Source organism: Maribacter spongiicola (genome assembly GCF_004364165.1).
Classification (GTDB): Bacteria; Bacteroidota; Bacteroidia; order Flavobacteriales; family Flavobacteriaceae; genus Maribacter; species Maribacter spongiicola.
The window spans coordinates 32,274-58,504 of the sequence record NZ_SOAY01000012.1; the positions used below are offsets into that span (position 1 = coordinate 32,274).

At 36.0% G+C, this 26,231-nt stretch carries 25 protein-coding genes, 1 tRNA gene and 1 pseudogene; 12 read left to right on the forward strand and 15 right to left on the reverse strand.

Features of this window, described 5'->3' with window-relative positions:
* The first annotated feature begins 175 nt into the window (after nucleotides 1-175).
* Nucleotides 176-550, forward strand: coding sequence for a hypothetical protein (locus CLV90_RS13365; RefSeq protein WP_133688016.1), 375 nt, complete (start codon nucleotides 176-178; stop codon nucleotides 548-550).
* On the opposite strand, the gene hemL is transcribed toward CLV90_RS13365, so the two are convergent.
* The 4 genes from hemL to CLV90_RS13385 are packed head-to-tail and all read right to left on the reverse strand — an operon-like array spanning nucleotide 547 to nucleotide 3,912.
* A complete protein-coding gene (hemL, locus tag CLV90_RS13370; RefSeq protein WP_133688017.1) occupies nucleotides 547-1,827 on the reverse strand; it encodes a glutamate-1-semialdehyde 2,1-aminomutase in 1,281 nt (426 codons plus the stop codon). The genes CLV90_RS13365 and hemL overlap by 4 nt on opposite strands.
* Before the next feature lie 20 nt (nucleotides 1,828-1,847).
* A complete protein-coding gene (locus CLV90_RS13375; protein WP_133688018.1) occupies nucleotides 1,848-2,669 on the reverse strand; it encodes a glucosaminidase domain-containing protein in 822 nt (273 codons plus the stop codon).
* On the reverse strand, nucleotides 2,666-3,571 hold the full coding sequence (locus CLV90_RS13380) for a 1-aminocyclopropane-1-carboxylate deaminase/D-cysteine desulfhydrase (RefSeq protein WP_208295128.1): 906 nt from the start codon (nucleotides 3,569-3,571) through the stop codon (nucleotides 2,666-2,668). The genes CLV90_RS13375 and CLV90_RS13380 overlap by 4 nt, the downstream gene beginning before the upstream one ends.
* Before the next feature lie 11 nt (nucleotides 3,572-3,582).
* Nucleotides 3,583-3,912, reverse strand: a complete 330-nt coding sequence (locus CLV90_RS13385; RefSeq protein WP_133688019.1) for a hypothetical protein — start codon at nucleotides 3,910-3,912, stop codon at nucleotides 3,583-3,585.
* 196 nt (nucleotides 3,913-4,108) lie between these two features.
* Here CLV90_RS13385 and CLV90_RS19305 point away from each other — a divergent pair, with 196 nt between their 5' ends.
* Both CLV90_RS19305 and CLV90_RS13390 read left to right on the forward strand, forming a co-directional pair.
* Nucleotides 4,109-4,267, forward strand: coding sequence for a DUF5522 domain-containing protein (locus tag CLV90_RS19305; protein WP_166638585.1), 159 nt, complete (start codon nucleotides 4,109-4,111; stop codon nucleotides 4,265-4,267).
* Between the two features lie 73 nt (nucleotides 4,268-4,340).
* Nucleotides 4,341-4,913 carry a DUF4136 domain-containing protein gene (locus CLV90_RS13390; protein WP_133688020.1) on the forward strand — a complete coding sequence of 191 codons (573 nt, stop codon included), beginning with the start codon at nucleotides 4,341-4,343 and terminating at the stop codon, nucleotides 4,911-4,913.
* Nucleotides 4,914-4,971: 58 nt separating this feature from the next.
* Here the strand turns inward: CLV90_RS13390 and CLV90_RS19460 are convergent.
* A pseudogene (locus CLV90_RS19460) lies at nucleotides 4,972-5,070 on the reverse strand (AsnC family transcriptional regulator); the annotation flags it as partial.
* A 49-nt stretch (nucleotides 5,071-5,119) separates the two neighbouring features.
* Nucleotides 5,120-5,440, reverse strand: coding sequence for an Lrp/AsnC family transcriptional regulator (locus CLV90_RS13395; RefSeq protein WP_243835439.1), 321 nt, complete (start codon nucleotides 5,438-5,440; stop codon nucleotides 5,120-5,122).
* 169 nt (nucleotides 5,441-5,609) lie between these two features.
* Here CLV90_RS13395 and CLV90_RS13400 point away from each other — a divergent pair, with 169 nt between their 5' ends.
* Nucleotides 5,610-7,367, forward strand: a complete 1,758-nt coding sequence (locus CLV90_RS13400; protein WP_133688021.1) for an aromatic amino acid hydroxylase — start codon at nucleotides 5,610-5,612, stop codon at nucleotides 7,365-7,367.
* Here the strand turns inward: CLV90_RS13400 and CLV90_RS13405 are convergent.
* The 4 genes from CLV90_RS13405 to alaS all read right to left on the reverse strand — a co-directional run bounded on the left by CLV90_RS13405 (nucleotide 7,357) and on the right by alaS (nucleotide 12,467).
* Complete coding sequence (locus tag CLV90_RS13405; RefSeq protein ID WP_133688022.1) at nucleotides 7,357-7,971, reverse strand: DUF4230 domain-containing protein; 615 nt, start codon at nucleotides 7,969-7,971, stop codon at nucleotides 7,357-7,359. The genes CLV90_RS13400 and CLV90_RS13405 overlap by 11 nt on opposite strands.
* On the reverse strand, nucleotides 7,968-8,927 hold the full coding sequence (locus CLV90_RS13410; RefSeq protein ID WP_133688023.1) for a GSCFA domain-containing protein: 960 nt from the start codon (nucleotides 8,925-8,927) through the stop codon (nucleotides 7,968-7,970). The genes CLV90_RS13405 and CLV90_RS13410 overlap by 4 nt, the downstream gene beginning before the upstream one ends.
* Nucleotides 8,924-9,775: a tetratricopeptide repeat protein gene (locus CLV90_RS13415; protein ID WP_133688024.1), complete on the reverse strand. Its 852-nt coding sequence runs from the start codon at nucleotides 9,773-9,775 to the stop codon at nucleotides 8,924-8,926. The genes CLV90_RS13410 and CLV90_RS13415 overlap by 4 nt, the downstream gene beginning before the upstream one ends.
* A 76-nt stretch (nucleotides 9,776-9,851) precedes the next feature.
* Nucleotides 9,852-12,467 (reverse strand): alanine--tRNA ligase, encoded by a 2,616-nt coding sequence (gene alaS, locus CLV90_RS13420; RefSeq protein ID WP_133688025.1) that lies wholly within the window; start codon nucleotides 12,465-12,467, stop codon nucleotides 9,852-9,854.
* A 104-nt stretch (nucleotides 12,468-12,571) separates the two neighbouring features.
* On the opposite strand from alaS, the gene CLV90_RS13425 reads away from it, so the two are divergent.
* Genes CLV90_RS13425 through CLV90_RS13445 form a run of 5 tightly spaced genes read left to right on the forward strand, consistent with a single transcriptional unit; the run spans nucleotide 12,572 to nucleotide 15,704 of the window.
* Entirely contained in the window at nucleotides 12,572-13,549 is a 978-nt protein-coding gene (locus CLV90_RS13425; RefSeq protein ID WP_133688026.1) for a M23 family metallopeptidase, read from the forward strand.
* Nucleotides 13,549-13,878: a MerR family transcriptional regulator gene (locus CLV90_RS13430; RefSeq protein ID WP_133688027.1), complete on the forward strand. Its 330-nt coding sequence runs from the start codon at nucleotides 13,549-13,551 to the stop codon at nucleotides 13,876-13,878. Before CLV90_RS13425 ends, CLV90_RS13430 begins: the two co-directional genes overlap by 1 nt.
* A gap of 10 nt (nucleotides 13,879-13,888) precedes the next feature.
* The gene (locus CLV90_RS13435) at nucleotides 13,889-14,488 is read left to right on the forward strand and encodes a LemA family protein (protein ID WP_133688028.1); all 600 of its coding nucleotides are present in this window, start codon (nucleotides 13,889-13,891) and stop codon (nucleotides 14,486-14,488) included.
* Between the two features lie 6 nt (nucleotides 14,489-14,494).
* Nucleotides 14,495-14,932, forward strand: a complete 438-nt coding sequence (locus CLV90_RS13440; RefSeq protein ID WP_133688029.1) for a TPM domain-containing protein — start codon at nucleotides 14,495-14,497, stop codon at nucleotides 14,930-14,932.
* A complete protein-coding gene (locus CLV90_RS13445) occupies nucleotides 14,913-15,704 on the forward strand; it encodes a TPM domain-containing protein (protein ID WP_133688030.1) in 792 nt (263 codons plus the stop codon). Before CLV90_RS13440 ends, CLV90_RS13445 begins: the two co-directional genes overlap by 20 nt.
* A gap of 432 nt (nucleotides 15,705-16,136) precedes the next feature.
* Here CLV90_RS13445 and der read toward each other — a convergent pair whose 3' ends face one another.
* From der to CLV90_RS13470, 5 genes are all read right to left on the reverse strand, one after another.
* The gene (der, locus tag CLV90_RS13450) at nucleotides 16,137-17,441 is read right to left on the reverse strand and encodes a ribosome biogenesis GTPase Der (protein WP_133688031.1); all 1,305 of its coding nucleotides are present in this window, start codon (nucleotides 17,439-17,441) and stop codon (nucleotides 16,137-16,139) included.
* Between the two features lie 51 nt (nucleotides 17,442-17,492).
* Nucleotides 17,493-18,224 (reverse strand): NeuD/PglB/VioB family sugar acetyltransferase, encoded by a 732-nt coding sequence (locus CLV90_RS13455; RefSeq protein WP_133688032.1) that lies wholly within the window; start codon nucleotides 18,222-18,224, stop codon nucleotides 17,493-17,495.
* Nucleotides 18,225-18,452: 228 nt separating this feature from the next.
* Complete coding sequence (era, locus tag CLV90_RS13460) at nucleotides 18,453-19,337, reverse strand: GTPase Era (RefSeq protein ID WP_133688033.1); 885 nt, start codon at nucleotides 19,335-19,337, stop codon at nucleotides 18,453-18,455.
* Between the two features lie 11 nt (nucleotides 19,338-19,348).
* Nucleotides 19,349-19,813: an RNA methyltransferase gene (locus tag CLV90_RS13465; protein WP_133688034.1), complete on the reverse strand. Its 465-nt coding sequence runs from the start codon at nucleotides 19,811-19,813 to the stop codon at nucleotides 19,349-19,351.
* Nucleotides 19,803-21,164 carry an alanine/glycine:cation symporter family protein gene (locus CLV90_RS13470; RefSeq protein ID WP_133688035.1) on the reverse strand — a complete coding sequence of 454 codons (1,362 nt, stop codon included), beginning with the start codon at nucleotides 21,162-21,164 and terminating at the stop codon, nucleotides 19,803-19,805. Before CLV90_RS13470 ends, CLV90_RS13465 begins: the two co-directional genes overlap by 11 nt.
* Nucleotides 21,165-21,358: 194 nt before the next feature.
* Here CLV90_RS13470 and CLV90_RS13475 point away from each other — a divergent pair.
* The 3 genes from CLV90_RS13475 (at nucleotide 21,359) to CLV90_RS13485 (ending at nucleotide 26,218) form a co-directional block, all read left to right on the forward strand.
* A tRNA-Met gene (locus CLV90_RS13475) sits at nucleotides 21,359-21,431 on the forward strand.
* A gap of 182 nt (nucleotides 21,432-21,613) precedes the next feature.
* Nucleotides 21,614-23,554: a site-specific DNA-methyltransferase gene (locus CLV90_RS13480; protein WP_133688036.1), complete on the forward strand. Its 1,941-nt coding sequence runs from the start codon at nucleotides 21,614-21,616 to the stop codon at nucleotides 23,552-23,554.
* Between the two features lie 3 nt (nucleotides 23,555-23,557).
* Nucleotides 23,558-26,218, forward strand: coding sequence for a restriction endonuclease (locus CLV90_RS13485; protein WP_133688037.1), 2,661 nt, complete (start codon nucleotides 23,558-23,560; stop codon nucleotides 26,216-26,218).
* Nucleotides 26,219-26,231: the final 13 nt, after the last annotated feature.

A 26,231-nucleotide genomic window follows, 5' to 3' on the forward strand; every position in this document is an offset into this window, starting at 1 on the left:
TCTTTTACTTTAGTTCAACTAAACAATACTATGATATTATTTAGAATTTCTACACTATTTTAATGGTCTTTCTAGACAACCATGCTTTCAAACATAAGTAATAGTATATTTGAATAATTCTTATGTTTTAGAATAATCATTAGATTGATACTTACTTCTAATTTTAAAATACATCATGAAAATTATACAAATAGTTCTAATATATTTATTTGCATTTTTAATGCTTGCAGGTGCATTCAATCATATTTATGCACCTGAAACCTATAAAGCATTTATACCAAATTTTATACCCGAACAACTAGCTAATATACTATCAACAATTGCTGAAGCAATAATTGGTATTGCTTTGATTATTCCTAAATATAGAAAATGGGCCGGACTCGGTTTTGCTATATTGATGATACTATTCTTACCAATTCATATTTGGGATTTAACAAGAGAAATACCTGCAATCGGTTCTAAAGTCGGTGCTATGGTCCGTCTTGCTGTTCAAATACTATTTATAGCTGCCGGTTGGTGGATTTACAAATCTTATCAATCTAAAAATTAAAATTCTATTTCTTTCAACGCATTTATAGTCGCATCTAAATCTTCGTAACTTAAAGCATCATTTAGAAAATAACTTTCAAAAGCACTTGGTGGCAAGTAAATACCGCGCTCTAACATACCGTGAAAATATTTCTTAAAGGTTTCATTATTACCTTTCGCTGAAGAAGCAAAATCGATAACCGGGGCATCAGTAAAATGTACCGAAATCATACTACCATAACGGTTAATTTGATGTGTTACCTTTTTCTCTGTCAATACTTTTGCAATACCTTTATGCAGGTATTCTGCCTTATCAGCCAGACTTTTAAATACTTCAGGATTATTATTCAATTCGGTCAACATTGCTAAACCTGCACTCATCGCTAACGGATTTCCACTTAAGGTACCTGCTTGATAAACGGGACCATCAGGAGCTAGAAAATCCATGATTTCTGTTCGCGCGGCGAAAGCGCCTACTGGCAATCCGCCACCGATAACTTTACCGTAAGTAACGATATCAGCCTTTATATCCAGTACTTCTTGTGCTCCGCCTTTTGCCAAACGAAATCCCGTCATTACCTCATCGAAAATCAATAGTATTCCTTCTTGGGTACATAGCTCACGTAGCCCTTTCATAAAAGAATCCGAAGGTACAATACAACCCATATTACCGGCAATTGGCTCAATGATAATTGCAGCCAATTCACCTTTATTTGCAGCTACCAATTCTTTCACTCCGGCTAAATCATTATAATCTGCCAACAAGGTGTCTTTTGCCGTGCCCTGAGTAACACCCGGACTATTAGGGCTACCAAAAGTAACCGCACCACTACCCGCTTGAATCAAAAACGAATCTGAATGCCCGTGGTAGCATCCGGCGAATTTGATAATCTTGTCTTTACCCGTAAACCCTCTAGCCAAACGAACCGCACTCATACATGCTTCTGTTCCGCTGTTCACAAACCTAATTTTATCCATATTGGGCACCATAGAAATAGCCAGTTTCGCAAGCTCTGTTTCTATTTCAGTCGGCATACCAAATGAAGTACCGTTCTGTGCCTTTTCTACCACAGCGTTGATTACAGGCTCGTAGGCATGACCTAAAATTAATGGCCCCCAAGATGCGATATAGTCAATTAGCTTATTACCATCCTCATCATACAAATAAGCTCCCTTGGCTTTCTTTACAAAAATTGGATCACCACCAACAGCTTTAAATGCACGTACTGGTGAATTTACGCCGCCAGGTATATATTTTTTAGCCTCTGCGAACAGGGCGCTACTTCTTTGATAAATCATTCTCTTACTAAATTTTACTATTATTTGACTTTAATAGGCTGCCCAATAGACAAATCTGCACTGCGCAAATTATTCAACTTCATCAGTTCATCGACGCTCATATAGTACTTTCTTGATAATGAATATAAAGTATCGCCTTTTTGTACCGTATGTATATTATTAGAATCTGTTGTGACTACCGCTGTATTGTTATAATTGACTTTTCTAGATTGCTTATCATATTGATGCAAATCGTACTTTTCTATTAAATAGATAAGTTTTTGTGGATACCTTGGATCCGTTGCATAACCTGCCTTTCTTAAACCCCTTGCCCAACCTTTATAATCGGTATGCCTTAAATTAAAAAGAAATGCATATCTAGACCGTGTCGTCAAGAAAATACTATGATCTCTAAAAGAATACATTGGGTGGTTATATTTTCTAAAGCATTCTCCCTTTTCATCATCATCATGAAAATCATAATCACCTTCCCAACCTTTATGGCACTTTATACCAAAGTGATTATTGGTTTTCATTGCCAATTCACCTTTCCCGTAACCACTTTCTAAAAGTCCTTGTGCTAGGGTAATACTTGCCGGTATACCATAACCCATCATCTCTAACTGAGCGGTCTCTGCAAATGTGCTGATGTATTCTGAAGGAGAATCTATACTGAACCGAATAAACTTTGAAGGCTCTGCGGGCAGATTCGCTTTTGTAACTTTTTTAGAACTCTCTGTACTGGTATTTCTACGTTCGTTTTGAACATTTTTGGTGCGTAACTGATCTGAGTACCTTTTTTTAGATTTACACGATGATAATCCGATACCCATCAACAACACCAATAAAATTATCTTTTTCATATATGTAACAAAGGTAAATTTTTCTTTTTCAGTACACTATTCATGCCAGCAATACCTTGCAAACCTCCTGTATGGATTGCCAAAATCTTTGTTCTAGGTGCAAAAGTATCGCGCTTTAACATATCGAACAACCCAAAAATCATTTTTCCGGTATAAATTGGATCTAAAGGAATACCTGTTTGTTCTTTAAACTCATTTATAAATACAATAAGTTCTTCGGATGTTTTTGCATAACCCCCAAAGTGATAATCGGTCAATAGCTGCCAACGGTTATTGTGGACCATTTTTTCGATTTCAATTTTCAGAAAATCACCTTTCAATGCCGAAAACCCAAAAACGTTCTGATGCGGAAAAGATGCATTTATTAATCCGGATACCGTACCACCAGTACCAACACTACTACATATCACATCAAACTCCACATCATCTTCGGTAATAATTTCTTCGCAACCTTTTATGGCCAAACTATTTGTACCACCTTCTGGCACCAAATAGAATTCTCCAAACTCATTTCTTAAAGTCTCAATAAATTCTAAACTTTCTTTTTTTCTATAGTCACTTCTGCTTATGAATTTAAAACGCATTCCGTCATCATAAGCCTTCTTTAATGTAGTGTTCGTTTGCCAAGAATTTTCAAGCTCTTCGCCTCGAATTACCCCAATAGAACAAAATCCTTTTTCTTTTGCCGCGTAAGCCGTCGCCGCTATATGGTTAGAATATGCGCCGCCAAAGGTTAATACGGTATTCTGATTTTCTGCTTCAGCAGCCAGTAAATTGTACTTGAGTTTTCTGTATTTATTACCAGATATAAAAGGATGAAGTAGGTCTTCGCGCTTAAGAACAAGGGTTACTTGCTTTTCTGTTAATAAAGGATGTTCAACAAGTTGATTGATGCTTTGCAAGTAGGGCGAATTTATCGCCAAAGATATTTAATAAAGCTGAACGTTTTTCGATTCCCTAAATAATCCATATCATTTTCATGTATGTAAGCTTCACGTTCAAAGCTTAGATTTTGATATGCCTTATAGGTATCTAAATAATAAATTGCACGAATTGCCCATTCGGTTAAATACAAGACATAAAAAGGTAAAATCAATAATTCTTGTTGCTGGCGCAAATGAATTTTCTCATGATTTATAAGAACATCATCATTTTTTAAACTTCTATTTTTTAAAAATATAAAGGGCCATAGTGAAAGCCCCACATAATTTTTATAGAAGAAATGTCTAAAAACCAATATCATAGATTTACTTTGGTGATACTGTAACAAAGATAAAGCCAAAAATAGGTTGTCAGAAAATTACTGGTTTTTGTTGCCAACAAAACCGTTCAATGGTCATAATATGGCTTAAGGGCTTTTATAGCTATCTTCCAAACAACTTGCCTTTAGGTTATCAACAGAAAGAAGTAACTTTATACTATTAAAAGGCGTCGGTTACATGAAAGAGATAATCCCTATAGAGGAAGGTGATTTTTATTGGTCTGAAAACGGATTTAGGGTCTTCACCAAACAATTTCACCTTAAACGAGGATATTGTTGTGAGAGTGGCTGTAGACATTGCCCATATGGCTATGACCCAAAAACAAACATGCAATAAGTTTTAACATACCTCGGCATGATATTTGTAATTAATTTTAATAGAAAATTGAGTACTTAAAACATATAACGTTATGAAAAACATCAAATTACTTGGCTTACCGCTGCTACTTTTATTTTTTATTACTTCTTGCTCATCAGTTAGTGTACTTTCTGATTATGATCAAAAAGCAGATTTTAACGGCTACAAATCCTATGCCTTCTACAAAACAGGTATAGACAAAGCGCAGATATCTGATTTGGATAAAAAAAGAATTCTAAGAGCCATTGAAACAGAAATGAGTTCTAGAGGATTTGTGAAGTCTGAAACGCCAGATATTTTAGTTAGTATTTTTACCAAAGAACAAGAAAGAGTTGATGTTTATAATAACAACTACGGCTGGGGCGGTGCCTGGGGCTGGGGTTATAACCCATGGGCATGGGGTCCTGGATTTGGTTGGGGAGGCGGTACTAGCGTAAGCGCAAGTACACAAGGTTCTCTATATATAGACCTAATCGATAACAAAACAAATGAATTGGTTTGGCAAGGTAAAGGTGTTGGCACACTATCTAACACTAAAAACATCGCTAAAAAAGAAGAACGTATTAGAGAATTTGTTTCTCAGATTTTAGAGCAATACCCGCCTAATGCGGTTGCAATGAAATAATAAATGTGGATTTTAAAAAAAGGGCTTGGAGATAAACATATCTGCAAGCCCTTTTTATTTATAGCAACGGAAAATGAGTATCATTCTTAACCTCGTTTAAAACGAAAGCGCTTTTAACATTACCTACACTTGGTAGAGACGCTATTTTAAATTTCGCAAAATTATAATATGCATCTAGGTTTTTGACAACTACTTTTAAATGGAAATCAAACTCCCCCCCCCACTACAAAACATTCTACCACTTCTGGATATTTCATCACTTGCTCAAAGAAATCATCCATCATGGCTCCCTTTTGTGCTTCTAGTGACACAAAACTGAAAACAGTAATACTCTCTTCAATTTTATCTTTATTCAAGATAGCTACATAGTTCTTTATAAAGCCATCTTGCTCCAATCTTTTAATACGCTCATAAACGGGTGTTTTAGTTAATCCCAATTGCTCTGCTATAGACTTTGCCACCGTCTTAGCATCTTTCTGTAGTATTTTTAATATCGCTCTATCTATGTCATCTAATTTCTCTGTCATAACTTTTTCCTGTTTTATGATTATAAGCTACATCTAAAAAGCACTTATTCCTTTAATAATATCATTTAAAAGTCTTATTTCCTAATTCACATATTATTAACAATTAATTGGACTGTAAATGATATATTTAATAGAAATAATGTGAATCCACCATATAAAAGTTAAGTGTATGAATAGTTCTGAATACGAAAGCAATCCTATTTTAGATAAGCTTCCTAAGCATTTAAGACAATACATAAAACCTCAGAACTATGAGGATTATACACCTATCAATCAGGCGGTGTGGCGTTATGTAATGCGTAAGAATGTAGATTATCTAAGTAAGGTTGCTCACAAATCCTATTCCGAAGGATTACAAAAAACAGGCATTTCAATTGACAATATTCCCAACATGTACGGTATGAATCGTATTCTGAAGGATTTAGGCTGGGCTGCTGTCGCGGTTGACGGATTTATACCACCTGCTGCTTTTATGGAATTTCAAGCATATAATGTTCTGGTAATCGCTTCAGACATTCGCCAGTTAGAAAACATTGCTTACACACCTGCCCCAGATATTATTCATGAAGGTGCCGGGCATGCTCCTATTATTGCTAACCCAGAATATGCAGCTTATTTAAGACGTTTTGGTGAAATAGGATGCAAAGCAATATCTAGTGCTAAAGATTTTGAACTTTACGAAGCTGTACGCCATCTTTCTATTATTAAAGAAGCCAAAGGAACTCCTGCAGAAGAAATTGAAAAATCTGAGAAACATATAGAATTTCTTCAAGATAATATGGGCGAACCTAGTGAAATGGCTTTTATTAGAAACCTGCATTGGTGGACGGTTGAATACGGACTTATAGGCACTTTAGAAGACCCTAAAATTTATGGGGCGGGACTTTTATCTTCTATTGGTGAAAGTCAGTGGTGCATGACCGATAACGTCAAAAAACTGCCGTATTCTATTGAAGCCGCAAAAACATCTTTTGACATTACCAAAAAACAACCGCAACTCTTCGTCACTCCCGATTTTGCATTTTTAAGTCAGGTGTTAGAAGATTTCGCCAATACTATGGCGTTACGTAAGGGCGGACTCTCAGGTTTACAGAAGCTTATTGACTCAAAAGAATTAGGTACTATTGAACTAAGTACTGGCTTACAGGTATCTGGTAATTTCGAAACATTGATTTCTCATGAAGGCAAACCTATTTATTTTCAGACGAAAGGGAAGTCTGCTTTGGCGTACCGAGAGAAAGAATTGGTTGGGCAAGATGTCAATCAGCATGAAACTGGTTTTGGATCCCCTATTGGCAGACTTAAAGGCATCAATATTCCTATCGAAGATATGAGTCCGAGAGATCTTAAAGCTTATAAAATCTATGAAGGAGAAATTGTTTCATTAGATTTTACAGGTGGTATCAATGTTACTGGTAAAATTATAACCGGTACGCGTAATCTACAGGGACGCATTATTCTAATCACATTCGAGAATTGCAAGGTGACACATAAAGGCATCACACTTTTTGAATCTAACGAAGAATTATACAACATGGCTATTGGCGAAGAAATTGTTTCTGCCTACCATGGTCCTGCAGATTTAAAGAGTTTTGACCTTTTAGACCATTCACTAAGTACCGGTAGCCAAAATAATGACCAATTAGGTTTAAGCGAACTGGAATCGTACTATAAACTTATTCGCGATTTTAGAGAAGGCAACAACACCATTATCTCTAGAACAAAGGTTTTTGAAGTTATACAAGAAAAATATCCTAAGGACTGGTTATTGCCGATTGAAATTTATGAACTGGCAATTTTAAGTAACGAAAAAATACTGCCAGAGAAAATAAAAGCACACCTTGAAAACATTAAGCGAGACCAACCTAACCTCGGACAATTAATTGATGACGGATTAGAATTGGCAACTATAAAAACTAAGGTTTAAGAAGTTGCAAGCCATCTAATGATTCTATGGTCTGTTCTTGATACGTTAATCGCCACCCCATAGAGTTAGTGAGAATATAGAATTTCTGTAACTCGCTAATCAACCTGTTTTCGGCATTAGTACGCAAGGCAGAAGCTTCTACCTTTTTCATTAAAGAAGCATTTACTGTTTTCTTTATTTTGTTATAATCTTCGGCATCAAACTGGTTCAGGTAATCTGCAGTGACATCGTAATATTCAAAATCAGGATTCAGATTTATCTCTGCATCGGGTATGCTCTTAATTTTTACCGTTTTAGTTGCCTCGTCAATTTCAAAGTCGACCTTACGTAAATCATAAGCGACGGTTACATCTGCGTTTACCACCACCAATGCTTTTTTCTCCGCTCTTAAAAGCGGACCAAAAAGTTCTTTCGAGTCTTTATAATTATAGACCTCAGCAAAATGCCCTTCTGTTACCACTAATTTAGAAACATTGGTAATTTCTTGCTGAATAAGCATAGAATTTTCCTCTAGAATAGATTTATCTTGTTTATTATCTTGACAAGAACGAACAATGAAAACTAATGCTAAGGTGATTAAAACGCCTGCTACAAATTTTCTCATGCTATTGAAATATTAAAATCCATAAACGGATAGTCTTTCTTTATATACGCAATTTTCTGCGCTAGTGATGTTAAGAATTTTTGATGAGCTTCTCCTTCAGAATTGAAAGCTCTATGCTGCAAACCTCGCTGAACTTCACCAACCTTTTTCATCGTTTCAGAAATAGCATTATCAATCCACACCTCAACAAACTTCTCCCAGATATAATCTATTGCCACCTCATTAGGGTGAATCATATCTTTTGCATAAAAACGATAATCTCGAAGCTCATCCATCATTAATTCATAGCTAGGGAAATATGAAATTTTATTCTCCTCTAGAACTTTATGAATAGCAGAAATCAAGTGCGATTTGCTTAATTGATTTTCTACAAACCCGTTTTTCAAATGCCGAACAGGAGATACCGTGAAAATAATTTTAGCAGAAGCATTTGCAGACTGTACCAAGGTAATAGTTCGTTTTAAACTTTCGGCTACCTCATCGACACTTAACAATTCTTTCGTAAAATTAGACTGCGGTACTTTATGGCAATTTGCGACTACTTCATTACTTGAGGTATTGCGATACACCCAAGCGGTTCCTAAGGTGATAATGATATGACTGGCTTTTTTTGCTTGTACAGCAGTAGATCTTAATGCCTCATTTAAATCTATAATTATTTTTTCTTTGGATGGACTACTCATACAAGAATGCGCATCAAAACTATGCCATTGCTCATTCTCATGGAACACATCTTCTTCAATAAATAATTCTTGATTGACGCTCTTTTGAATCAGTTTTTCAATTGCCAAAGGATGAAACAATATCCCAAACGGATTCTGTAATCCCTGAAATTTATAGTATTCTAATTTTGCTCCAATATTCTCAGAAAAACAGGAGCCCAAAAGCAACAATTGACTAGTATAGTCAATCGGATTTTTAGATTTCGATAATGGTATTGTGGTTAAGAGATTCATTTAGGTCGCACACTCTCGTTTAACTTATGAAACAATTGATATGGGTAAATTTCATAAATAGCATTATCTTCATTAATAGTGTTATCGGCGTATTCAAAAGCTTTTTTCTCCCACTCCGCTCCTTCTTCATTACCTGACTTTGTCATACTTCTTCCCTTAAAATAAAGTGCATCGGCAAAATTATCGTAAACCATTAATGACATATCAAAAGATGAAATAGCTTCCTTATAATTACCTAGCTCAAAATCTGCGATTCCCAAATAATACCAATCTAAGTAATGACAGGCTTCTTGCGGCGAATCATCAGGAAAATCTTTTAACTGCTGCTCTTTACTTAATAACAAAAACTCTTTAGCTTTAGAGAATTCATTTAACTGAAGATAATCTAAACCAATATAAAAATTATACGTATGGTCCATGACATAACCATCGCCGTACTCTTTTTTAGCCCTCATAAATTCAGATATCGATTTCAGGTAGTCTTTTGAGAAAATACATCTCATGAAGCCGCTATAATCTAAATATTTTTTAGGATCGTACTCAACTGCCTTGTCTAAAAATGGTTTGCCTAATTGGTATTTTCTAGCTTTATATAAAGGCATTGCCTTTTGTTGCCAAAGCCAAGCATTGGTAGGATCTATGGTAAGCGCGGAATCTAAATACTGCTGGTGCTCAAGAGAATGCATGGGGGTTTGAAAAGATTTTTCAACATACTCTCTAATATGCATAGAGTCTATACCTGACAAAACTTGTGTTTCAACACCATCCGCACTTTCTAAATCATTTTGATTTTTATTAGAAAGATTACAAGAAGCAATTACTAGTATTAAGAGAAAATACTTTTTCATAAAACTATCATATTATATAGCATCTTCAATTAATTCAACTGAAGTTTCACTAGTTACAATTTGAAGATAGCCTTAATTATTTAAGATAATCTTCTGCCTTCGCCAATGCCTCTTCTATACCTGCCGCATTTTTACCACCTGCCGTGGCAAAGAATGGCTGACCACCACCGCCACCTTGTATATATTTACCAAGCTCTCGAACAATAGTACCTGCATTCAAATTCTTAGAAGCTACCAGTTCTTTTGAAATATAACACGACAACAAAGCTTTACCTTCATGCTCGGTACCGAACAATAAAAAGATATTATCTTTTTGATTACCCATTTCAAAACTCAGGTCTTTAATACCGGCAGCATCTAAATCTATCTTTTTTGCTAGAAATTGAATTCCGTTAACTTCCTTCAACTCCGAAAGTAAATCTCCTTTTAAGCTCTTGGCTTTGTCTTTCAACAATTCAGCTACTTGCTTTTTAAGACTTGTATTTTCTTCTTGAAGACTTGAAACCGATTTTACAGGATCTTGGGTATTACCCAGAACAATTTTTATTTTCGATAACAACTTATCATTATCTAAATGAAAATCTTTAACTGCGTCCCCCGTAATTGCCTCAATTCTTCTAATACCGGCAGCTACGGCACCTTCTGACTTAATTTTAAACTGCCAAATATCTGCTGTGTTTTTCACATGCGTACCACCACACAATTCTATAGACTGACCAAAACGTATTGTTCTAACCGCATCGCCATATTTTTCACCGAACAATGCCATGGCTCCATCGGCAATTGCAGACTTCATGGGTACATTTCTTTCTTCTTGTAGTTGCAATTGCCCGTCTATACGAGCGTTCACAAATTTCTCTACTTCATGTAATTCTTCTGGAGTCATTTTAGAAAAATGAGAAAAATCGAATCGTAAATATTTAGAATGTACCGCTGAACCTTTTTGTTCAACATGCGTACCTAACACCTCTCTTAAAGCTTGATGCAATAAGTGTGTCGCTGTATGGTTCGCTTCAGTTCTAGCACGTTGTTTTTTATCTACAACCGCCTTAAAACTCTCCCCTATATGATTTGGCAGGTTTTTGGCAAAATGTATGATTTCATTATTCTCTTTTTTGGTATCGGTTATATACACGACATCGCCATGAGTATCTTCTAAATACCCTTTATCACCAACTTGACCACCTCCTTCAGCGTAAAACGGAGTTAGATTGAAAACCAACTGAAACTGTGTTCCGTCTTTTTTTGAAACTACTTTACGGTATTTGGTAATTTTCACTTCAACATCTAGCATATCATACCCAACAAACTCCTGTTCGTTATCATAAAGCAAAACCTCCCAATCTTCCTTTGAAACTACTGATGCCGATTTGGAACGGTTTTTTTGCTGCTGCATAGCTTCATCAAATCCTATTTCATCTAATTGGTATCCTTTTTCACTTAGGATCAAGGCGGTTAAATCTATCGGGAAACCAAAAGTATCATAAAGCTCAAAAGCTTTACCGCCATCTACTGTTTTACCTTTTGTATTTTTTATGATCGTATCTAAAAGTAATAATCCTTGATCTAAGGTTTTCAGGAAAGAATGCTCTTCTTCTTTTATGACATTTTCAATTAATTGCTTCTGCTCCATTAATTCTGGGTACGCATCACCTAAAGAATCTGTCAACACATTTACCAAACGAAACATAAATGGCTCTTTGGTATCTAAAAATGTGAATCCGTAACGTACGGCTCTTCTCAATATTCTTCTGATTACATAACCTGCACCTGTATTGCTTGGTAACTGACCATCGGCAATAGAAAAAGCAACTGCACGTATATGATCACTGATTACACGTATAGCTATATCAACTTCTTCATTTTTACCGTAATCAGAATCTGTAATCGTTTCTATTTCTCGAATTAACGGCGTAAAAATATCGGTGTCATAGTTTGATTGTACCCCCTGCAAAACCATACACAAACGCTCAAAACCCATTCCGGTATCTACATGTTTCGCCGGTAAACTTTCTAACGACCCATCTGCTTTGCGGTTGTATTGCATGAATACAAGATTCCAAATTTCTACTACCTGTGGATGGTCTTGATTTACCAAACTTGCACCTGAAACTTTAGCTTTTTCTTCTTTTGAACGAATATCTACATGAATCTCTGAACATGGCCCACACGGACCTTGATCGCCCATTTCCCAGAAGTTATCCTTCTTGTTTCCCATGATAATTCTATCCTCGGGCACGATATTTTTCCAAAGCTCAAAAGCTTCTGTATCCAACGCTAATTTATCTGCATCATCGCTTCCTTCAAATACCGAGACATACAAACTGTCTTTATCAATTTTAAGAACCTCGGTCAATAATTCCCAAGCCCAAGTAATGGCTTCTTCCTTAAAATAATCACCAAAACTCCAATTGCCCAACATCTCGAACATGGTATGGTGATAAGTATCTTTACCAACCTCTTCTAAATCGTTATGCTTACCGCTTACACGCAAACATTTTTGAGTATCTACTACTCTAGAGCTTTTAGGCTGACTTATGCCTAAAAAGTATTCTTTAAACTGGTTCATGCCCGCATTGGTAAAAAGCAGGGTTGGGTCATCTTTTATGACCATTGGTGCAGAAGGCACTATTTTGTGATCTTTACCCTTGAAAAAATTCAGAAATTGAGTTCTTGTATCTTTTGAATTCATCTAAAATGCTAAGCTTTTACAAATTTTAACGGTTTATATAAAACTATCTTTATATTTGTTTGTTCCCTAATAATTAAAAAACAAAAATAGGATAAATAACATTCATGTCTAAGGTAAAATACTATTACGACCCAGACACGCTGTCGTACCGTAAAATAGAACCCGAAAAATCTAAGCGTTATAGAAATATAACATTCTTTATTTTGGGCGCATGCCTTTTTGGTTTTTTAGGTCTTATTCTTCTTTTAAACACCAATCTTGTTAATACCCCAAGGGAACTTTCTTTATCTCGAGAAGTAAAAAATTACGAACTACAGTACGAGTTATTGAATAAGAAAATGGAACAAATTGAAGAAGTTCTAGGCAATATCGAAGAACGAGACAATAATATTTACCGTTTATATTTTGAAGCTAACCCGATACCAGACGAACAACGTAAAGCAGGTTTTGGTGGTATTAATCGCTATAAATCATTAGAGGGATTCAATAATTCTGAAATGATCGTCTCTACGACAAAAAGGCTAGATATCATAAAAAAGCAAATGGCCATTCAATCTAAATCGTTAGATGAGATCACTAAATTGGCAGAAGAGAAGGAAAAATTATTAATGTCAATACCTGCCATTCAGCCCATAAATAACGAAGACCTTACTCGCATGGCTTCTGGTTACGGCTGGCGTTCAGATCCATTCACAAAGGCTAGAAAAATGCATTATGGTATGGATTTTACAGCACCAAAAGGCACTCCTATTTATGCTGCAGGTGATGGTAAAATAACGCGTGCAGATAATAATTCTTCTGGTTATGGTAAGCATATTCGTATTGAACATGGATATGGTTACTTGAGTCTTTATGCCCACTTAAGTGAGTATAATGTTAAACCAGGACAAAAAGTTAAACGAGGCGATCTTATAGGTTTTGTAGGAAGTACAGGTCGTTCAGAAGCACCGCATCTACATTACGAGGTGTGGAAAGAAAATGACAGAATAAACCCCATCAATTTCTATTATGGAAGTTTATCGCCAGAAGAATTTGAAAACATGTTGAAATTCGCGAATCAAGAAAACCAATCATTGGATTAATGCAGATAGATCTCCCAGAAAAAAGATATTATGGTATTGGCGAAGTTGCCAATGCCTTTGGCGTAAACGCTTCACTAATTCGTTTTTGGGAGAAAGAATTCGACGTGCTTCAACCTAAGAAAAATGCAAAAGGAAATAGAAAATTCACCCCTCAAGACATTAAAAACCTTCAGTTAATATATCATTTGGTAAAAGAAAGAGGTTTTACTCTCGACGGCGCCAAAACCCACTTAAAAGAAGAAAAGCAGAAAACGTTGTCTAATTTTGAAATCATTCAAAAATTAGAACGTGTTAAAGCAGAACTCAATAAAATTAAAGACCAATTATAACACAACCATTATGAAAAAAGGACTTATTGCATTAATCGTTATCGCTGTCATAGCATTTGGACTATACCAATGGGGCGTAGGCTTCAACAATACTGCTATTGCTTTAAAAGAAACATCTACCAAAACATGGGCAAACGTAGAAAGTGCCTACCAACGTAGAAACGATTTAATAGGTAACCTTGTTAAAACAGTACAAGGTGCCGCAGATTTTGAAAGAGGAACGTTGACAGATGTTATCGAAGCTAGAGCAAAAGCAACGTCGGTCAGTATTGATCCATCTAATATTACACCTGAGCAATTAACACAGTTCAATCAAGCCCAAAGCGGACTTAGTAGTGCACTGAGTAGGTTGTTGGTTACCGTTGAACGTTACCCTGACCTAAAAGCAAACCAGAACTTTCTAGAGCTTCAATCACAATTAGAAGGTACAGAGAACAGAATAAATGTTGCAAGAGATAGATTTAACGCTACCGTTGAACCTTATAACCTTCACATTAAAAAATTCCCGAATTCTATTTTGGCAGGTATTTTCAACTTTAGCGAACTAGCTTACTATAAAGCAGATGCAGGTTCTGAAAACGCACCAGATGTTGACTTTGATTTTGATTAATAACCTATGTCAAGAGTAGAAGATCTTTTATCGGCAGCAGAAGAGCAAGAGGTAGTAAATGCTATTCTTAAAGCAGAAAAGAATACCTCTGGCGAAATTAGGGTACATATTGAAGCACATACGCGTAAAGATCATTACGAGCGCGCTAAAGAGGTATTTCATTTATTGAAAATGGATAATACCAAACAAGAAAACGGAGTCTTGATCTATGTCGCCGTTAATGACAAGAAATTTGTCATCTGTGGCGATAAAGGCATTGACAATGTGGTACCTAAAGATTTTTGGCAGACTACTAGAAATAGCATTCAAACACATTTTGAAAAAGGAGCTTTTAAAGACGGTCTTGTTGCCGGAGTTTTAAAAGCAGGCGAAGAATTAAGAAGTCATTTTCCTTGGCAATCAGATGACACCAACGAATTAAGCAATGAGATATCTAAAGGTTAGTCTTTTACTACTTTTTCTCTGGTGCGTCCCGTTATGGAGTCAGTTCGAAATACCTGAAAAACCAGCATTACAGACCAGTGTTTACGATTACACCAATCTTCTAAGCGACCAACAAAAAGTAGCTTTAAGCCAAAAATTGGTTCGATATTCCGATAGTACCTCAACACAAATTGTAGTCACAATAATTACCAGTACCAATGGTGAAGACATTAATTACCTTGGGGCAAATTGGGGTCAAAAATGGGGAATTGGGCAAGATGGAAAAGACAATGGCATTCTACTGATTCTAGCAGAAAATGACCGAAAAGTTGCTATTAGCACCGGTTACGGTGTGGAAGGCTCACTTACCGATGCCCTTTCAAAACGGATTATTGAAAATGTAATTCTCCCAGAATTTAGGGTCGGTAATTATTATGGCGGACTAGATAAAGGGTCTGATGTAATTTTCCAAGTCTTAAACGGTGAATTTCAAGAAGACCGAACCTTTGGTGAATCCGGAGGTACTCCATTCTCATCTCTTTTACCATTTATTATTTTTATAGTTATCCTGTTCATTCTTTGGAGTCGTAAAAACAATGACAATGATGGTAGTGGCGGAAGAAGACGCGGAGGACTTAGTCCTTGGGACATGATTATTCTTAGCAATATGGGTCGTTCTAGTAGTTCTAGCGGCGGATTTGGCAGCGGAGGCGGAAGCTTCGGTGGTGGCGGATTCGGAGGAGGTTTCGGCGGAGGCGGATTTGGCGGCGGCGGCGCTTCCGGTGGATGGTAGCTTTGTTTCCAAAAAATTATAAGTCTGTTTTATCATTTTTTTTAATTCAACCCAGAAAAACTGTTGCTCTTTTGGAAGGAGTTACAGGTGTGTTCTAGTTTGTGAACTTATTACAATCTTCATCATAGTAGCACCCACCCCTTTATCCCCTCCCAAGAGAGGAGGATTACCTTTATATCTGTGGATTTAATACCAACTGAGAGTTTTTTTTACTACAGGAGTCACTTAGGCTGTCTTATCAAAAATGTTTAATTCAAGTCAGAAACTATTCCCCTCTTGGGAGGGGTCATGGGCGGGCTCTTGTTTGTCGACTAACACTAAAAAAAATGATCAAATAATTCTGCTTAACAAAATATTTGACCATTTCTCATTATCCCTAACCTAAGAGTAGCATTTATTCAACAAACCTAACATATCAAGTCCTTAAAAAATCTATTTCTTTCTCATAAATACCGTAATAGGCACCCCAGAGAAATCGTATTCTTCACGTATCTTATTTTCAAGATAACGCTTGTAAGGCTCACGTACATATTGCGGCAGGTTACAGAAGAATGCAAATTGTGGATACGGAGTAGGTAACTGTGTACAGAATTTAATTTTAACGAATTTACCTTTATATGCCGGTGGCGGATAATTTTCTATTATCGGCAACATCGTCTCATTGAATTTTCTGGTAATTATTTTCTTATTTCTATTATTGTAAACTTCAACAGCAGTTTCTATGGCTTTGAAAATACGCTGTTTTGTCAATACAGATATAAAAAGAATTGGTACATCTACAAACGGCTCAATAGCCTTTTTAATTTTTTCAGTATAATGCTTTATGGTATTGGTTTCTTTATCCTCTACCAAATCCCATTTATTCACAAGAATAACAATACCCTTATGGTTACGTTGAGCTAGCCAAAATATGTTCTCTACCTGCCCATCGAAACCTCTAGTTGCATCTAAAAGTAAAATACAAACATCGCAATGTTCGATTGCTCTTACTGAACGCATTACTGAATAAAACTCCAAATCTTCCTTCACCTTCGCCTTACGACGAATACCGGCCGTATCTACCAAGTTAAATTCAAAGCCGAATCTATTGTACTTCGTATCAATACTATCTCTAGTTGTACCTGCGATATCGGTAACGATATATCGATCTTCACCAATTAGTGCATTTATAAAAGAAGATTTACCTGCATTTGGCCTACCTACTACAGCGAATCTTGGTAATTCACTTTTTTCTTCAACTACATCTGGCAATTCTTGAACTAGAGCATCTAATAATTCTCCGGTACCACCACCATTCATACTTGAAAGCGTATAATATTCTCCTAATCCTAAAGAATAAAATTCAACGGCGTCTTCTGCACGTTTCGCATTATCAACTTTATTAATCGCTAAAAAAACAGGCTTTTTAACTCTTCGAAGTAACTTCGCAACATCTTCATCCATACCGGTAACACCGGTCTCCACATCTACCATAAAAATTATGGCATCGGCTTCTTCAATTGCTAGCTCTACTTGCTTATCGATCTCTTTTTCGAAAACATCATCACTACCAACAACATACCCACCTGTATCAATAACCGAAAATTCTTTGCCGTTCCAATCACTTTTTCCATAATGACGATCCCGCGTAACACCACTTACTGCGTCAACAATAGCTTCACGTCTCTGTATCAAACGATTAAAAAAAGTAGACTTACCTACATTAGGTCTTCCTACAATGGCAACAATAGCACTCATAGCTTAAATTTGGCGCAAAGGTAGTACTTATAGTCGCAATTACACTATAAGTTAAATAGAGAGATTTGATTGTACCTTATCTAGGGACTTTAATTCGGTAAAATATTGTTTTTTAGGGGTTGACAAGTACGGCTCGCCGATAGTTCTATTTCGAATAATTCTAGCAGGTGAACCATAAACCACAATCTTATCGCCGAAATGATCAACCACAAGAGAACCAGCACCTATAACTGCATGTTCACCAATTTCAATTCCATTAATAATATTGACACCTAAACTAATTGCAGAAAATCGTCCAAGTTTTAAACCACCTCCCGCACAAACCGATGGGGCTAAACTTGAATATGAATCCATAATACCATCATGACCTAAAGATGAATTGGTATTAATGATACAAAAATCATGAATTATTGAATTGGCATTTACTATAGCCCCTGGCATAAATACATTACCGCAACCCAGCAAAACATCTTTACCTAGAATCGCCTTTGGGTGAATGGTGTTTATGAAATTAAAATTCGGAACTACTTTAGATATTTTATCTACAATTAATTTTCTTGTCCAATTATCACCAATGGCAACTATACCGCCAGAAACATTAAATCGATTTATTAAGTATGGTAAATCAATTTCACTACCCAGAACTTGATAACCATTTATTCTATATCCTTTTGATTTATAAGAGTCTACAAAGCCAACAACATTGTATTTACCCTCTTTTTCAAGACAATCCAAAACAACACTTCCATGACCTGAAGCTCCAAAAATAATCACATTTTGCATTTCATCGGGGTTTTAATACACTTAATCGATAATTCAAATGTAATCTATTCTTTTTGAAAGGAAGAATTAAAACTCAATTTGAGTCAATAAATTATTAAAAAAAGTCAAAACCTTATTCTTTAAAAATGGCAACTTATTGATACTTAAGCTATATTTAAAAAATGAAAATTATTTAAAAACTGAAAACTTGAATGGATAAACGATAATCAGCTTAAAATCTAAATTAGGTTATTTATTATATCCGAATCGCCTTAACTGCTTGGCATCACTTCGCCAATTTTTATTCACTTTTACATACAGTTCTATATGCACTTGCTTACCGAAGAATTTTTCTAGGTCTTTTCTTGATTCTACACCTACTTTTTTCAATGCTGCCCCTTTATGACCAATAATAATCCCTTTTTGAGAATCTCTTTCGACCATAATTACCGAACGCATGCGAATGATTTCTTCATCTTCAAAAAACTCTTCAGTTTCAATTTCTACTGAATACGGAATTTCTTTCTTGTAGTTCAGTAAGATTTTCTCGCGAATAGTCTCATTTACAAAGAAACGTTCTGGCTTATCGGTTAATTGGTCTTTAGGATAATAAGCAGGTGACATCGGCAATAATTCGATAATACGTTCGAATACGCCTTTTATATTAAAATTGGATAATGCAGAAATAGGATGCAATTCTACACTCGGCAACATTTCTTGCCAATACTGAACTTGCTCTTCTAGCAACTCTTGTGTAGCGGTATCCACTTTATTCAATAATAACAATACGGGAATTTTACTATTCTTTATCTTTTCGAAGAAGGCTTCATCTTTTAACGCTTTCTCTCCTATTTCTACCATATACAAAAGAACATCGGCATCTTCAAAAGCAGATTTAACAAAATCCATCATACTGCTTTGAAGCTGATATGCCGGTTTAATGATACCAGGAGTATCGGACAGAATCATTTGAAAATCATCCCCATTCACAATACCCAGAATACGATGTCTAGTAGTTTGTGCCTTTGATGTAATTATGGATAATTTTTCACCCACAAAAGCATTCATCAATGTTGACTTACCTACATTAGGATTGCCAATTATATTTACAAATCCGGATTTATGATCTCCCATAGTTTTATCTTTTAACGTAAACGCGGTTTTGATAGATTTCTATCATACATAACAATACTACCGGCTACTGCCACATTAAGGCTTTTAACCGATTTAAAACGAACCAAATGGTGCGATTTTTCACAAGCTTTATTGGACAGTCCGTGATCCTCTGCCCCAAGTAAATATACACATCTTCTAGGATGCTCAAATGTTTCCAAGTCTACCGCACCTTCTTTCATTTCTACGCCAACTAGCATAGCACCTTTCGGCAAATTATCATAGAACGCATCAAACGTTTCATAATGAAAATAAGGCATAGCCTTCACCGCATGGTGCGTATCACTTGCTTGTTTGGCATATCTATTACCAATAGTGAAGATAAAACTGGCTCCAAGATTTTGTGCCGTTCGCCACAAAACACCCAAATTCTCAGGCGTTTTTCCGTTTTGGATACCAATACCAAAAAACTCATGTTCAAAATTATCAGTGCTCACCCTTTAACTTCTGAAAGTATTTCTTTGCTTCTTTATTCACCTTTGGAGCCAACAAAAGTACGGCAATCATATTAGGTATCACCATTAGTGCGTATGACAAATCAATTAAATTCTTCACCAACTCCAATGACGCAACTGCTGCAAAGACAATCATAATTACAAAATACCAGTTGTAAAACTTTCCTATTTTGGCATTTGTCAAGAATGACAATGATTTTACACCGTAATAAGAATAGGTAAACAAGGTAGATAATGCAAAAGCAGTTACAATAACCATTAGCAGCACATCGCCCCAACCAAACAAGGTTTTTTCGAAAGCGGACAAAGTCATTACTATACCACTAGAATCTTCCAAATATGCTCCACTTAATATGATAACGATTGCCGTAAGCGTACATACCAATATGGTATCGATAAACGGACCCAGCATGGCTACAAGACCCTCTCGAATAGGTTCATCATTTTTAGATTGCCCATGATACATTGGTGCACTACCCAAACCAGCCTCGTTAGAAAACATTGCTCTACGTACCCCAATAATAACAAGCCCCCAAAAACCGCCGGTTGCTAGCGATTTAAAATTCCAAGCTTCTGTAATTATCATTTTTAAGGCTGGTAGTATTTGTTCAGAATTAAGCGCCATTACCACTATTACGGCTATTAAATATACTGCTACCATAAAAGGCACGATAGCAGATGCTACTTTAGCTATATTTTTTAACCCTCCAAAAATTACCGAAGAAGTTATGACAGCTAGAATAATACCTATCGTCCATTTCCAATTTACCTCACTCATTTCAAATAATGTAGATGATGGTTTAACTACACTCATGAATGTTTCGGTAAACTGATTGGCAGTGAAAACACCTAAAAATCCGAATAGCCCACAAACCGCGAAAAATATCGCTAACGGTCGAGCCCTTTCACCTAATCCTTTGGTGATGTAATACATTGGCCCGCCTTGCAAATTGCCATCAGAATCTTTACCACGATACATAATTGCCAAACTACATGAGTAAAATTTAATACACATACCAATTAAAGCGGTCATCCATATCCAGAAAACAACACCCGGACCACCATCATGTATTGCAATGGCAACTCCTGATATATTACCTAACCCAACTGTTGCGGCAACCGCTGCCGATAAAGCCTGAAAAGAACTTACATCTCCTTTTGAGTCTTTATTATCATATTTACCCGCCGTAATAGCTATTGCATGACCGAAAAAACGATACGGCATTAGTTTTGAATAGAAAACCAAAAAGAGTCCGCCCCCTATTAATAGTAGGAACATTGGCCACTCGGTATATGGTAGTGCGCTGGCTATAAAGTCGTTAATTGTATCCATAGAATTGTAAAAAACCGAAGTTATGGATTTAATGTTTTTTAAAAGATATTGCTCTTAAAAAATATTATTTAAATAAGTTTTGAATATAGAGAAAATGTATTGTATATTTGCAGCCCGTTACAAATAGTAGCGCACCTTTATCTCGTCAGCTTAATGACCTGAAGTCGCAAGACAAGTGAGATAAAAACCCATATCGCGGGGTAGAGCAGTAGGTAGCTCGTCGGGCTCATAACCCGAAGGTCGCTGGTTCGAGTCCAGTCCCCGCTACTAGTTAAATCAAGCCTTTCAGGAAACTGAGAGGCTTTTTTTATTACCTTCCTAAAACATACCTAAAACATTTACTCTTTATTCTGCAATCTCTAGTTATTTGAAAAAATAGTTATGATATTTGATAAACTTCTCTATTTTAACCAATACAGAACTAAATTAACCAACGGACAGTAAGTAGTATGGACGGAAATAGCCAAACCCCACAGGAACAAAAACTTAATGCATTACGTGAAGTGCTACCCGAAGCTTTTGCAGAAGGTAAGATTGATTGGGAAAAACTAAAAGCTGCTCTTGGGGAAGATATAAACTTCACCAATGAACGCTACGTATTGAACTGGGCAGGAAAAAGTGAAGCCTTTAAAGTTCTGCAAGCCCCTACTACGAGTACGTTAGTTCCCGCAAAAGACGAGTCTATAAACTTTAATGAAACCAAGAATATTTTTATTGAGGGCGAAAACTTAGAAGTTCTTAAAGTACTTCAAAAAAGTTACTTCGGAAAAGTGAAAATGATTTATATAGACCCGCCATATAATACAGGTAATGACTCTTTTATTTATCCCGATAAGTTTTCTGAAACCAAAGAAGAATACGAAAAACGTGTAGGCGATAAAGACGAAGAAGGTTACATGACCAAAGATGGTATGTTTAAGAAAAACAGCAAGGAAAACGGGCAATACCATAGTAATTGGTTAAATATGATGTATCCCCGCTTGTTTTTGGCTAAAAACCTACTCAGACAAGATGGAGCTATATTTATTTCTATAGACTACAATGAAATGGATAATCTCGTCCATGTTATAAAAGAGGTCTTTGGAGAGGAAAATCTTCTAGCAGTAATAGCCAATGTGAACAATCCTAAAGGAAGGTCTGATGACGCTTATTTCGCTACTTCTCATGAATACCTAATTGTCGCTGCGAAAAATATAAATGAAGTTGCAATTTCGGGTTTTGAACCAGAAGAAAAAATCACTAAAAGATATAATAAGGTTGACGTAAACGGTAAAAAGTATCGTGAAATTGATTTGCGAAAAACTGGTGATGCGGATTTACGAGAAGATAGAGAAGATATGTTTTACTACTTCTATCATAATGAAAAAACTAATGAATTAAAAGTTTTCAAAGACCGACAAAATTTACAAGAATGGAGAGAAATTGTTCCTCTAAGGGAGGATGGCAAGGAAGGTAGGTACAGATGGGGTTTTAACACAGCTAAAAGAGATATTTCTCAATTATTTGCTCGATATATGCCTAATAGAAAAATATGGGGTGTTTTTGAGATGGATTATTTAGAAGGCAGAAAGCCAGTAAAATCAACGACAAGCTGGACATTTAAAGATGTTAATAGCGAAAGAGGAACCGAACAGTTCATGGACTTAGGTTTTGAAAAAGAGGTTTACCCTAAACCAAAACCAATAGGTACACTAAAAAGAGCAGTTCAACTAACACATACCGACGATAAAAAATATATTGCTTTAGATTTTTTTGCAGGTTCAGGTTCATTTGGTCATGCCGCTTATGAATTTATATGTGAAAAGGAAAAAGAAATTCAATTCATATTAATTCAACTGCCAGAATTGCTTGAAGAAAATAAGAAAGAACATAAAGCAGCTATTAGTTTACTAAAGTCTCTCAAAAGACCTCTCAATTATGCGGAAATTTCTAAAGAACGCTTAACGAGAGCCTCCGAAAAATATCGAAAAAAATTTCCAGATTTTAAAGGAGATTTAGGTTTCAAAGTCTTAAAACTTGCCGATAGCAATTTTAAACAATGGCAGCAAATTAAGGGTAAGGATGCAAAAGCATTAGAAGCACAAATGAAATTATTCGTTGACCCCGTTTCCAAAAACGCCACAGTTGAAAACATGGTTTACGAACTGCTCTTAAAAAGTGGTAAAGACCTCAATAGTAAGATTGAACATAAAGAAAATTACTATTCGATTAATAACAATGAATTGATTTTTATACTCGAGAAAGCAGATAAAAAAATCGTCGATGCGGTTTTAAAAGAACAGCCCCAAAAGGTTATCGCCTTGGATAAATTATTCAAAAACAATGACCAGTTAAAAACTAATACGGTTTTACAAATGAAGGATTCAGGCATTGAATTTAAGACAATATAAGCCATGAAGATACATTTTGAAGCCAATCTACAATTTCAACAAGATGCCATTAAATCCGTTACGGATTTATTTGAGGGGCAGCCTTCGGATGATTCCTTACTGGAATACGATTTTGACATACAGGGCGAACTACATTCTATCGTAGGGGTTGGCAATAAACTGATACTATCCGAAGGTCAAATACTGACCAATTTACAAAGCATCCAAGAAACAAATGAAGTTGAAAAATCCACCAAATTGGATGGGATGAATTTTTCCATAGAAATGGAAACGGGAACGGGGAAAACATACGTTTATCTTCGTACCATTTATGAACTTAATAAGCTTTACGGCTTTAAGAAGTTTGTGATTGTTGTGCCTTCGATTGCCATTCGTGAGGGTGTTTTAAAGAACTTGGAAATCACTCACGAACATTTTCAAAATTTATACGACAATGTGCCTATTAATTTTCAGGTCTATGATAGCGGAAAACCTTCTACACTAAGGGGCTTCGCTATCACCAATACCATTGAGGTTTTAGTTATTAATATTGATTCCTTTGCCAAGGATGAAAATATCATCAATAAGCCAAACGATAAGCTGAACGGGCGCAAGCCTGTCCAATTTATTCAAGCGGTAAATCCGTTTGTTATTGTGGATGAACCGCAAAACATGGAAACGGTAAAAAGAACCGCAGCCATTGAAAACCTAAAAGGTCTTTGTACGCTTCGCTATTCTGCAACACATAAAAACCAGTACAATTTAACGTATAGCCTAAACCCTGTAAAAGCCTATGATTTGGGCTTGGTAAAACAAATTGAGGTCGATTCCATTGTTGAGGAAAATGCCTTTAACGATGCTTTTGTTGCCGTTGATAGCATTAGAGCAACAAAAACCAAAGTAACCGCCAAACTCGTTATTAATGTGAATGATAAAGGTGGCGTTAAAAAGAAAAAGGTTTCTGTAGAAGTCGGTAAAGACTTGTACGCCCTCTCCAACGAACGGGAAATTTATGCGGATGGTTACATTGTTGAGGAAATAGATGCATCGAACGAATGTATCTCCCTTTCCAATGGTACAGTATTATACAAAGGGGATAGCCAAGGCGGTCTTTCCGATGAAATTATGAAATTTCAAATACGAAAAACCGTAGAGGAACATCTAAAAAAAGAAAAAAGGTACAACAAAAAAGGAATTAAAGTCCTGTCGTTATTTTTTATTGATAGGGTAGCAAATTATAGACAGTACGATAGCAACGGTAATCCTTTGGATGGAAAATATGCCCAATGGTTTGAAGAAATCTACAAGGAATATGTAGCGAAAAGTGCTTTTAAAGAATTAGACAAATTCCCTATCGAGCAAATTCATAACGGTTATTTTTCACAAGATAAAAAGGGAAAAATAAAAGATACTAGCGGTGTTACCAAAGCCGATGATGACACGTATAGCTTGATAATGAAGGATAAAGAAAAGCTTTTAAGCTTGGATAATCCGTTGCGGTTTATCTTTTCGCATTCTGCACTTCGTGAAGGTTGGGATAACCCCAATGTTTTCCAGATTTGTACGCTAAACGAAACAAAATCGGAAATCAAAAAACGTCAAGAAATAGGAAGGGGTTTGCGTTTGGCAGTTGACCAAAATGGTAAACGAACCTATGACCAGAACATCAACCGTTTAACTGTTGTTGCTAATGAAGCCTATGACGATTTTGCGAAAACGCTACAGAAAGAAATCGAAGATGATTGCGGTGTTTCTTTCCAAGGACGTATCAAAAATAAAAGAGAACGTACCCCAATTAAATACCGAAAAGGTTTTGAAGCTGACCCCAGATTTTTAGAAATATGGGAAAAGCTAAAACAGAAAACTACCTATCGGGTAGATTATAATACAAGTGATTTAATCACATCGGCAGCAAAGGTCATAAGTGATTTACCTAAAATCAAAGCCCCTGCCCTGCGCTCGATAAAAACATCTGTAACAATGGATGAAACCGATGGCGTAGGTGGTGAGTATAAAGGCGAACGATTAGAAACCTATGAAGGGCATACGTGGCAAATCCCCGATGTATTGGGTTATATCCAAAGTAAAACCGAATTAACACGTTCGACCATTCAAGAAATTTTGAGTAAATCAGGGCGTATTGGCGATATATTGGTAAACCCGCAATTATTCTTAGACCTAGCTGCACAAGAAATAAAAAGAGCGTTATACGCCATTATGATTGATGGTATTAAATATGAGCATATCGGCAGTTCTGAATATGAAATGGCGTTGTTTGAAGCGCAAGAATTGGAAGTCTATTTGAATGATTTTACATTCAATGTTTCAGATACTTCCAAAACCATCTATGAAGAATTCATACCCTTGGATTCAGGCGTTGAAAGTAGGTTTGCAAAAGATTGCGAAACAAGCGACCAAATAAAATTCTATTTCAAATTGCCAAATTGGTTTAAGATTCCAACACCTATTGGAAATTATAATCCAGATTGGGCTTTGGTATTTCAGGACGACAATAAAATTTATTTCGTAGCCGAAACCAAAGATACAGGAACGCCCGAAGTTGATTTATCAAAACTTAGTGGCGATGAACAATTAAAAATCAAATGCGGTACTGCCCATTTCAAAGAATTTGAAAAATTGGAATACAAAGTTGTAAACAAGGTTGGGCAGCTCGTAGAAAAATAAGGAAACCATTGAA

What these genes read in the sequence shown, in the direction of transcription:
- CLV90_RS13365 (WP_133688016.1), top strand. Translation starts at nt 176, where the DNA reads ATGAAAATTATACAAATAGTTCTAATATATTTATTTGCATTTTTAATG.
- hemL (WP_133688017.1), bottom strand. Translation starts at nt 1,827, where the DNA reads ATGATTTATCAAAGAAGTAGCGCCCTGTTCGCAGAGGCTAAAAAATAT.
- CLV90_RS13375 (WP_133688018.1), bottom strand. Translation starts at nt 2,669, where the DNA reads ATGAAAAAGATAATTTTATTGGTGTTGTTGATGGGTATCGGATTATCA.
- CLV90_RS13385 (WP_133688019.1), bottom strand. Translation starts at nt 3,912, where the DNA reads ATGATATTGGTTTTTAGACATTTCTTCTATAAAAATTATGTGGGGCTT.
- CLV90_RS19305 (WP_166638585.1), top strand. Translation starts at nt 4,109, where the DNA reads ATGAAAGAGATAATCCCTATAGAGGAAGGTGATTTTTATTGGTCTGAA.
- CLV90_RS13390 (WP_133688020.1), top strand. Translation starts at nt 4,341, where the DNA reads ATGAAAAACATCAAATTACTTGGCTTACCGCTGCTACTTTTATTTTTT.
- CLV90_RS13395 (WP_243835439.1), bottom strand. Translation starts at nt 5,440, where the DNA reads ATGACAGAGAAATTAGATGACATAGATAGAGCGATATTAAAAATACTA.
- CLV90_RS13400 (WP_133688021.1), top strand. Translation starts at nt 5,610, where the DNA reads ATGAATAGTTCTGAATACGAAAGCAATCCTATTTTAGATAAGCTTCCT.
- CLV90_RS13405 (WP_133688022.1), bottom strand. Translation starts at nt 7,971, where the DNA reads ATGAGAAAATTTGTAGCAGGCGTTTTAATCACCTTAGCATTAGTTTTC.
- CLV90_RS13410 (WP_133688023.1), bottom strand. Translation starts at nt 8,927, where the DNA reads ATGAATCTCTTAACCACAATACCATTATCGAAATCTAAAAATCCGATT.
- CLV90_RS13415 (WP_133688024.1), bottom strand. Translation starts at nt 9,775, where the DNA reads ATGAAAAAGTATTTTCTCTTAATACTAGTAATTGCTTCTTGTAATCTT.
- alaS (WP_133688025.1), bottom strand. Translation starts at nt 12,467, where the DNA reads ATGAATTCAAAAGATACAAGAACTCAATTTCTGAATTTTTTCAAGGGT.
- CLV90_RS13425 (WP_133688026.1), top strand. Translation starts at nt 12,572, where the DNA reads ATGTCTAAGGTAAAATACTATTACGACCCAGACACGCTGTCGTACCGT.
- CLV90_RS13430 (WP_133688027.1), top strand. Translation starts at nt 13,549, where the DNA reads ATGCAGATAGATCTCCCAGAAAAAAGATATTATGGTATTGGCGAAGTT.
- CLV90_RS13435 (WP_133688028.1), top strand. Translation starts at nt 13,889, where the DNA reads ATGAAAAAAGGACTTATTGCATTAATCGTTATCGCTGTCATAGCATTT.
- CLV90_RS13440 (WP_133688029.1), top strand. Translation starts at nt 14,495, where the DNA reads ATGTCAAGAGTAGAAGATCTTTTATCGGCAGCAGAAGAGCAAGAGGTA.
- CLV90_RS13445 (WP_133688030.1), top strand. Translation starts at nt 14,913, where the DNA reads ATGAGATATCTAAAGGTTAGTCTTTTACTACTTTTTCTCTGGTGCGTC.
- der (WP_133688031.1), bottom strand. Translation starts at nt 17,441, where the DNA reads ATGAGTGCTATTGTTGCCATTGTAGGAAGACCTAATGTAGGTAAGTCT.
- CLV90_RS13455 (WP_133688032.1), bottom strand. Translation starts at nt 18,224, where the DNA reads ATGCAAAATGTGATTATTTTTGGAGCTTCAGGTCATGGAAGTGTTGTT.
- era (WP_133688033.1), bottom strand. Translation starts at nt 19,337, where the DNA reads ATGGGAGATCATAAATCCGGATTTGTAAATATAATTGGCAATCCTAAT.
- CLV90_RS13470 (WP_133688035.1), bottom strand. Translation starts at nt 21,164, where the DNA reads ATGGATACAATTAACGACTTTATAGCCAGCGCACTACCATATACCGAG.
- CLV90_RS13480 (WP_133688036.1), top strand. Translation starts at nt 21,614, where the DNA reads ATGGACGGAAATAGCCAAACCCCACAGGAACAAAAACTTAATGCATTA.
- CLV90_RS13485 (WP_133688037.1), top strand. Translation starts at nt 23,558, where the DNA reads ATGAAGATACATTTTGAAGCCAATCTACAATTTCAACAAGATGCCATT.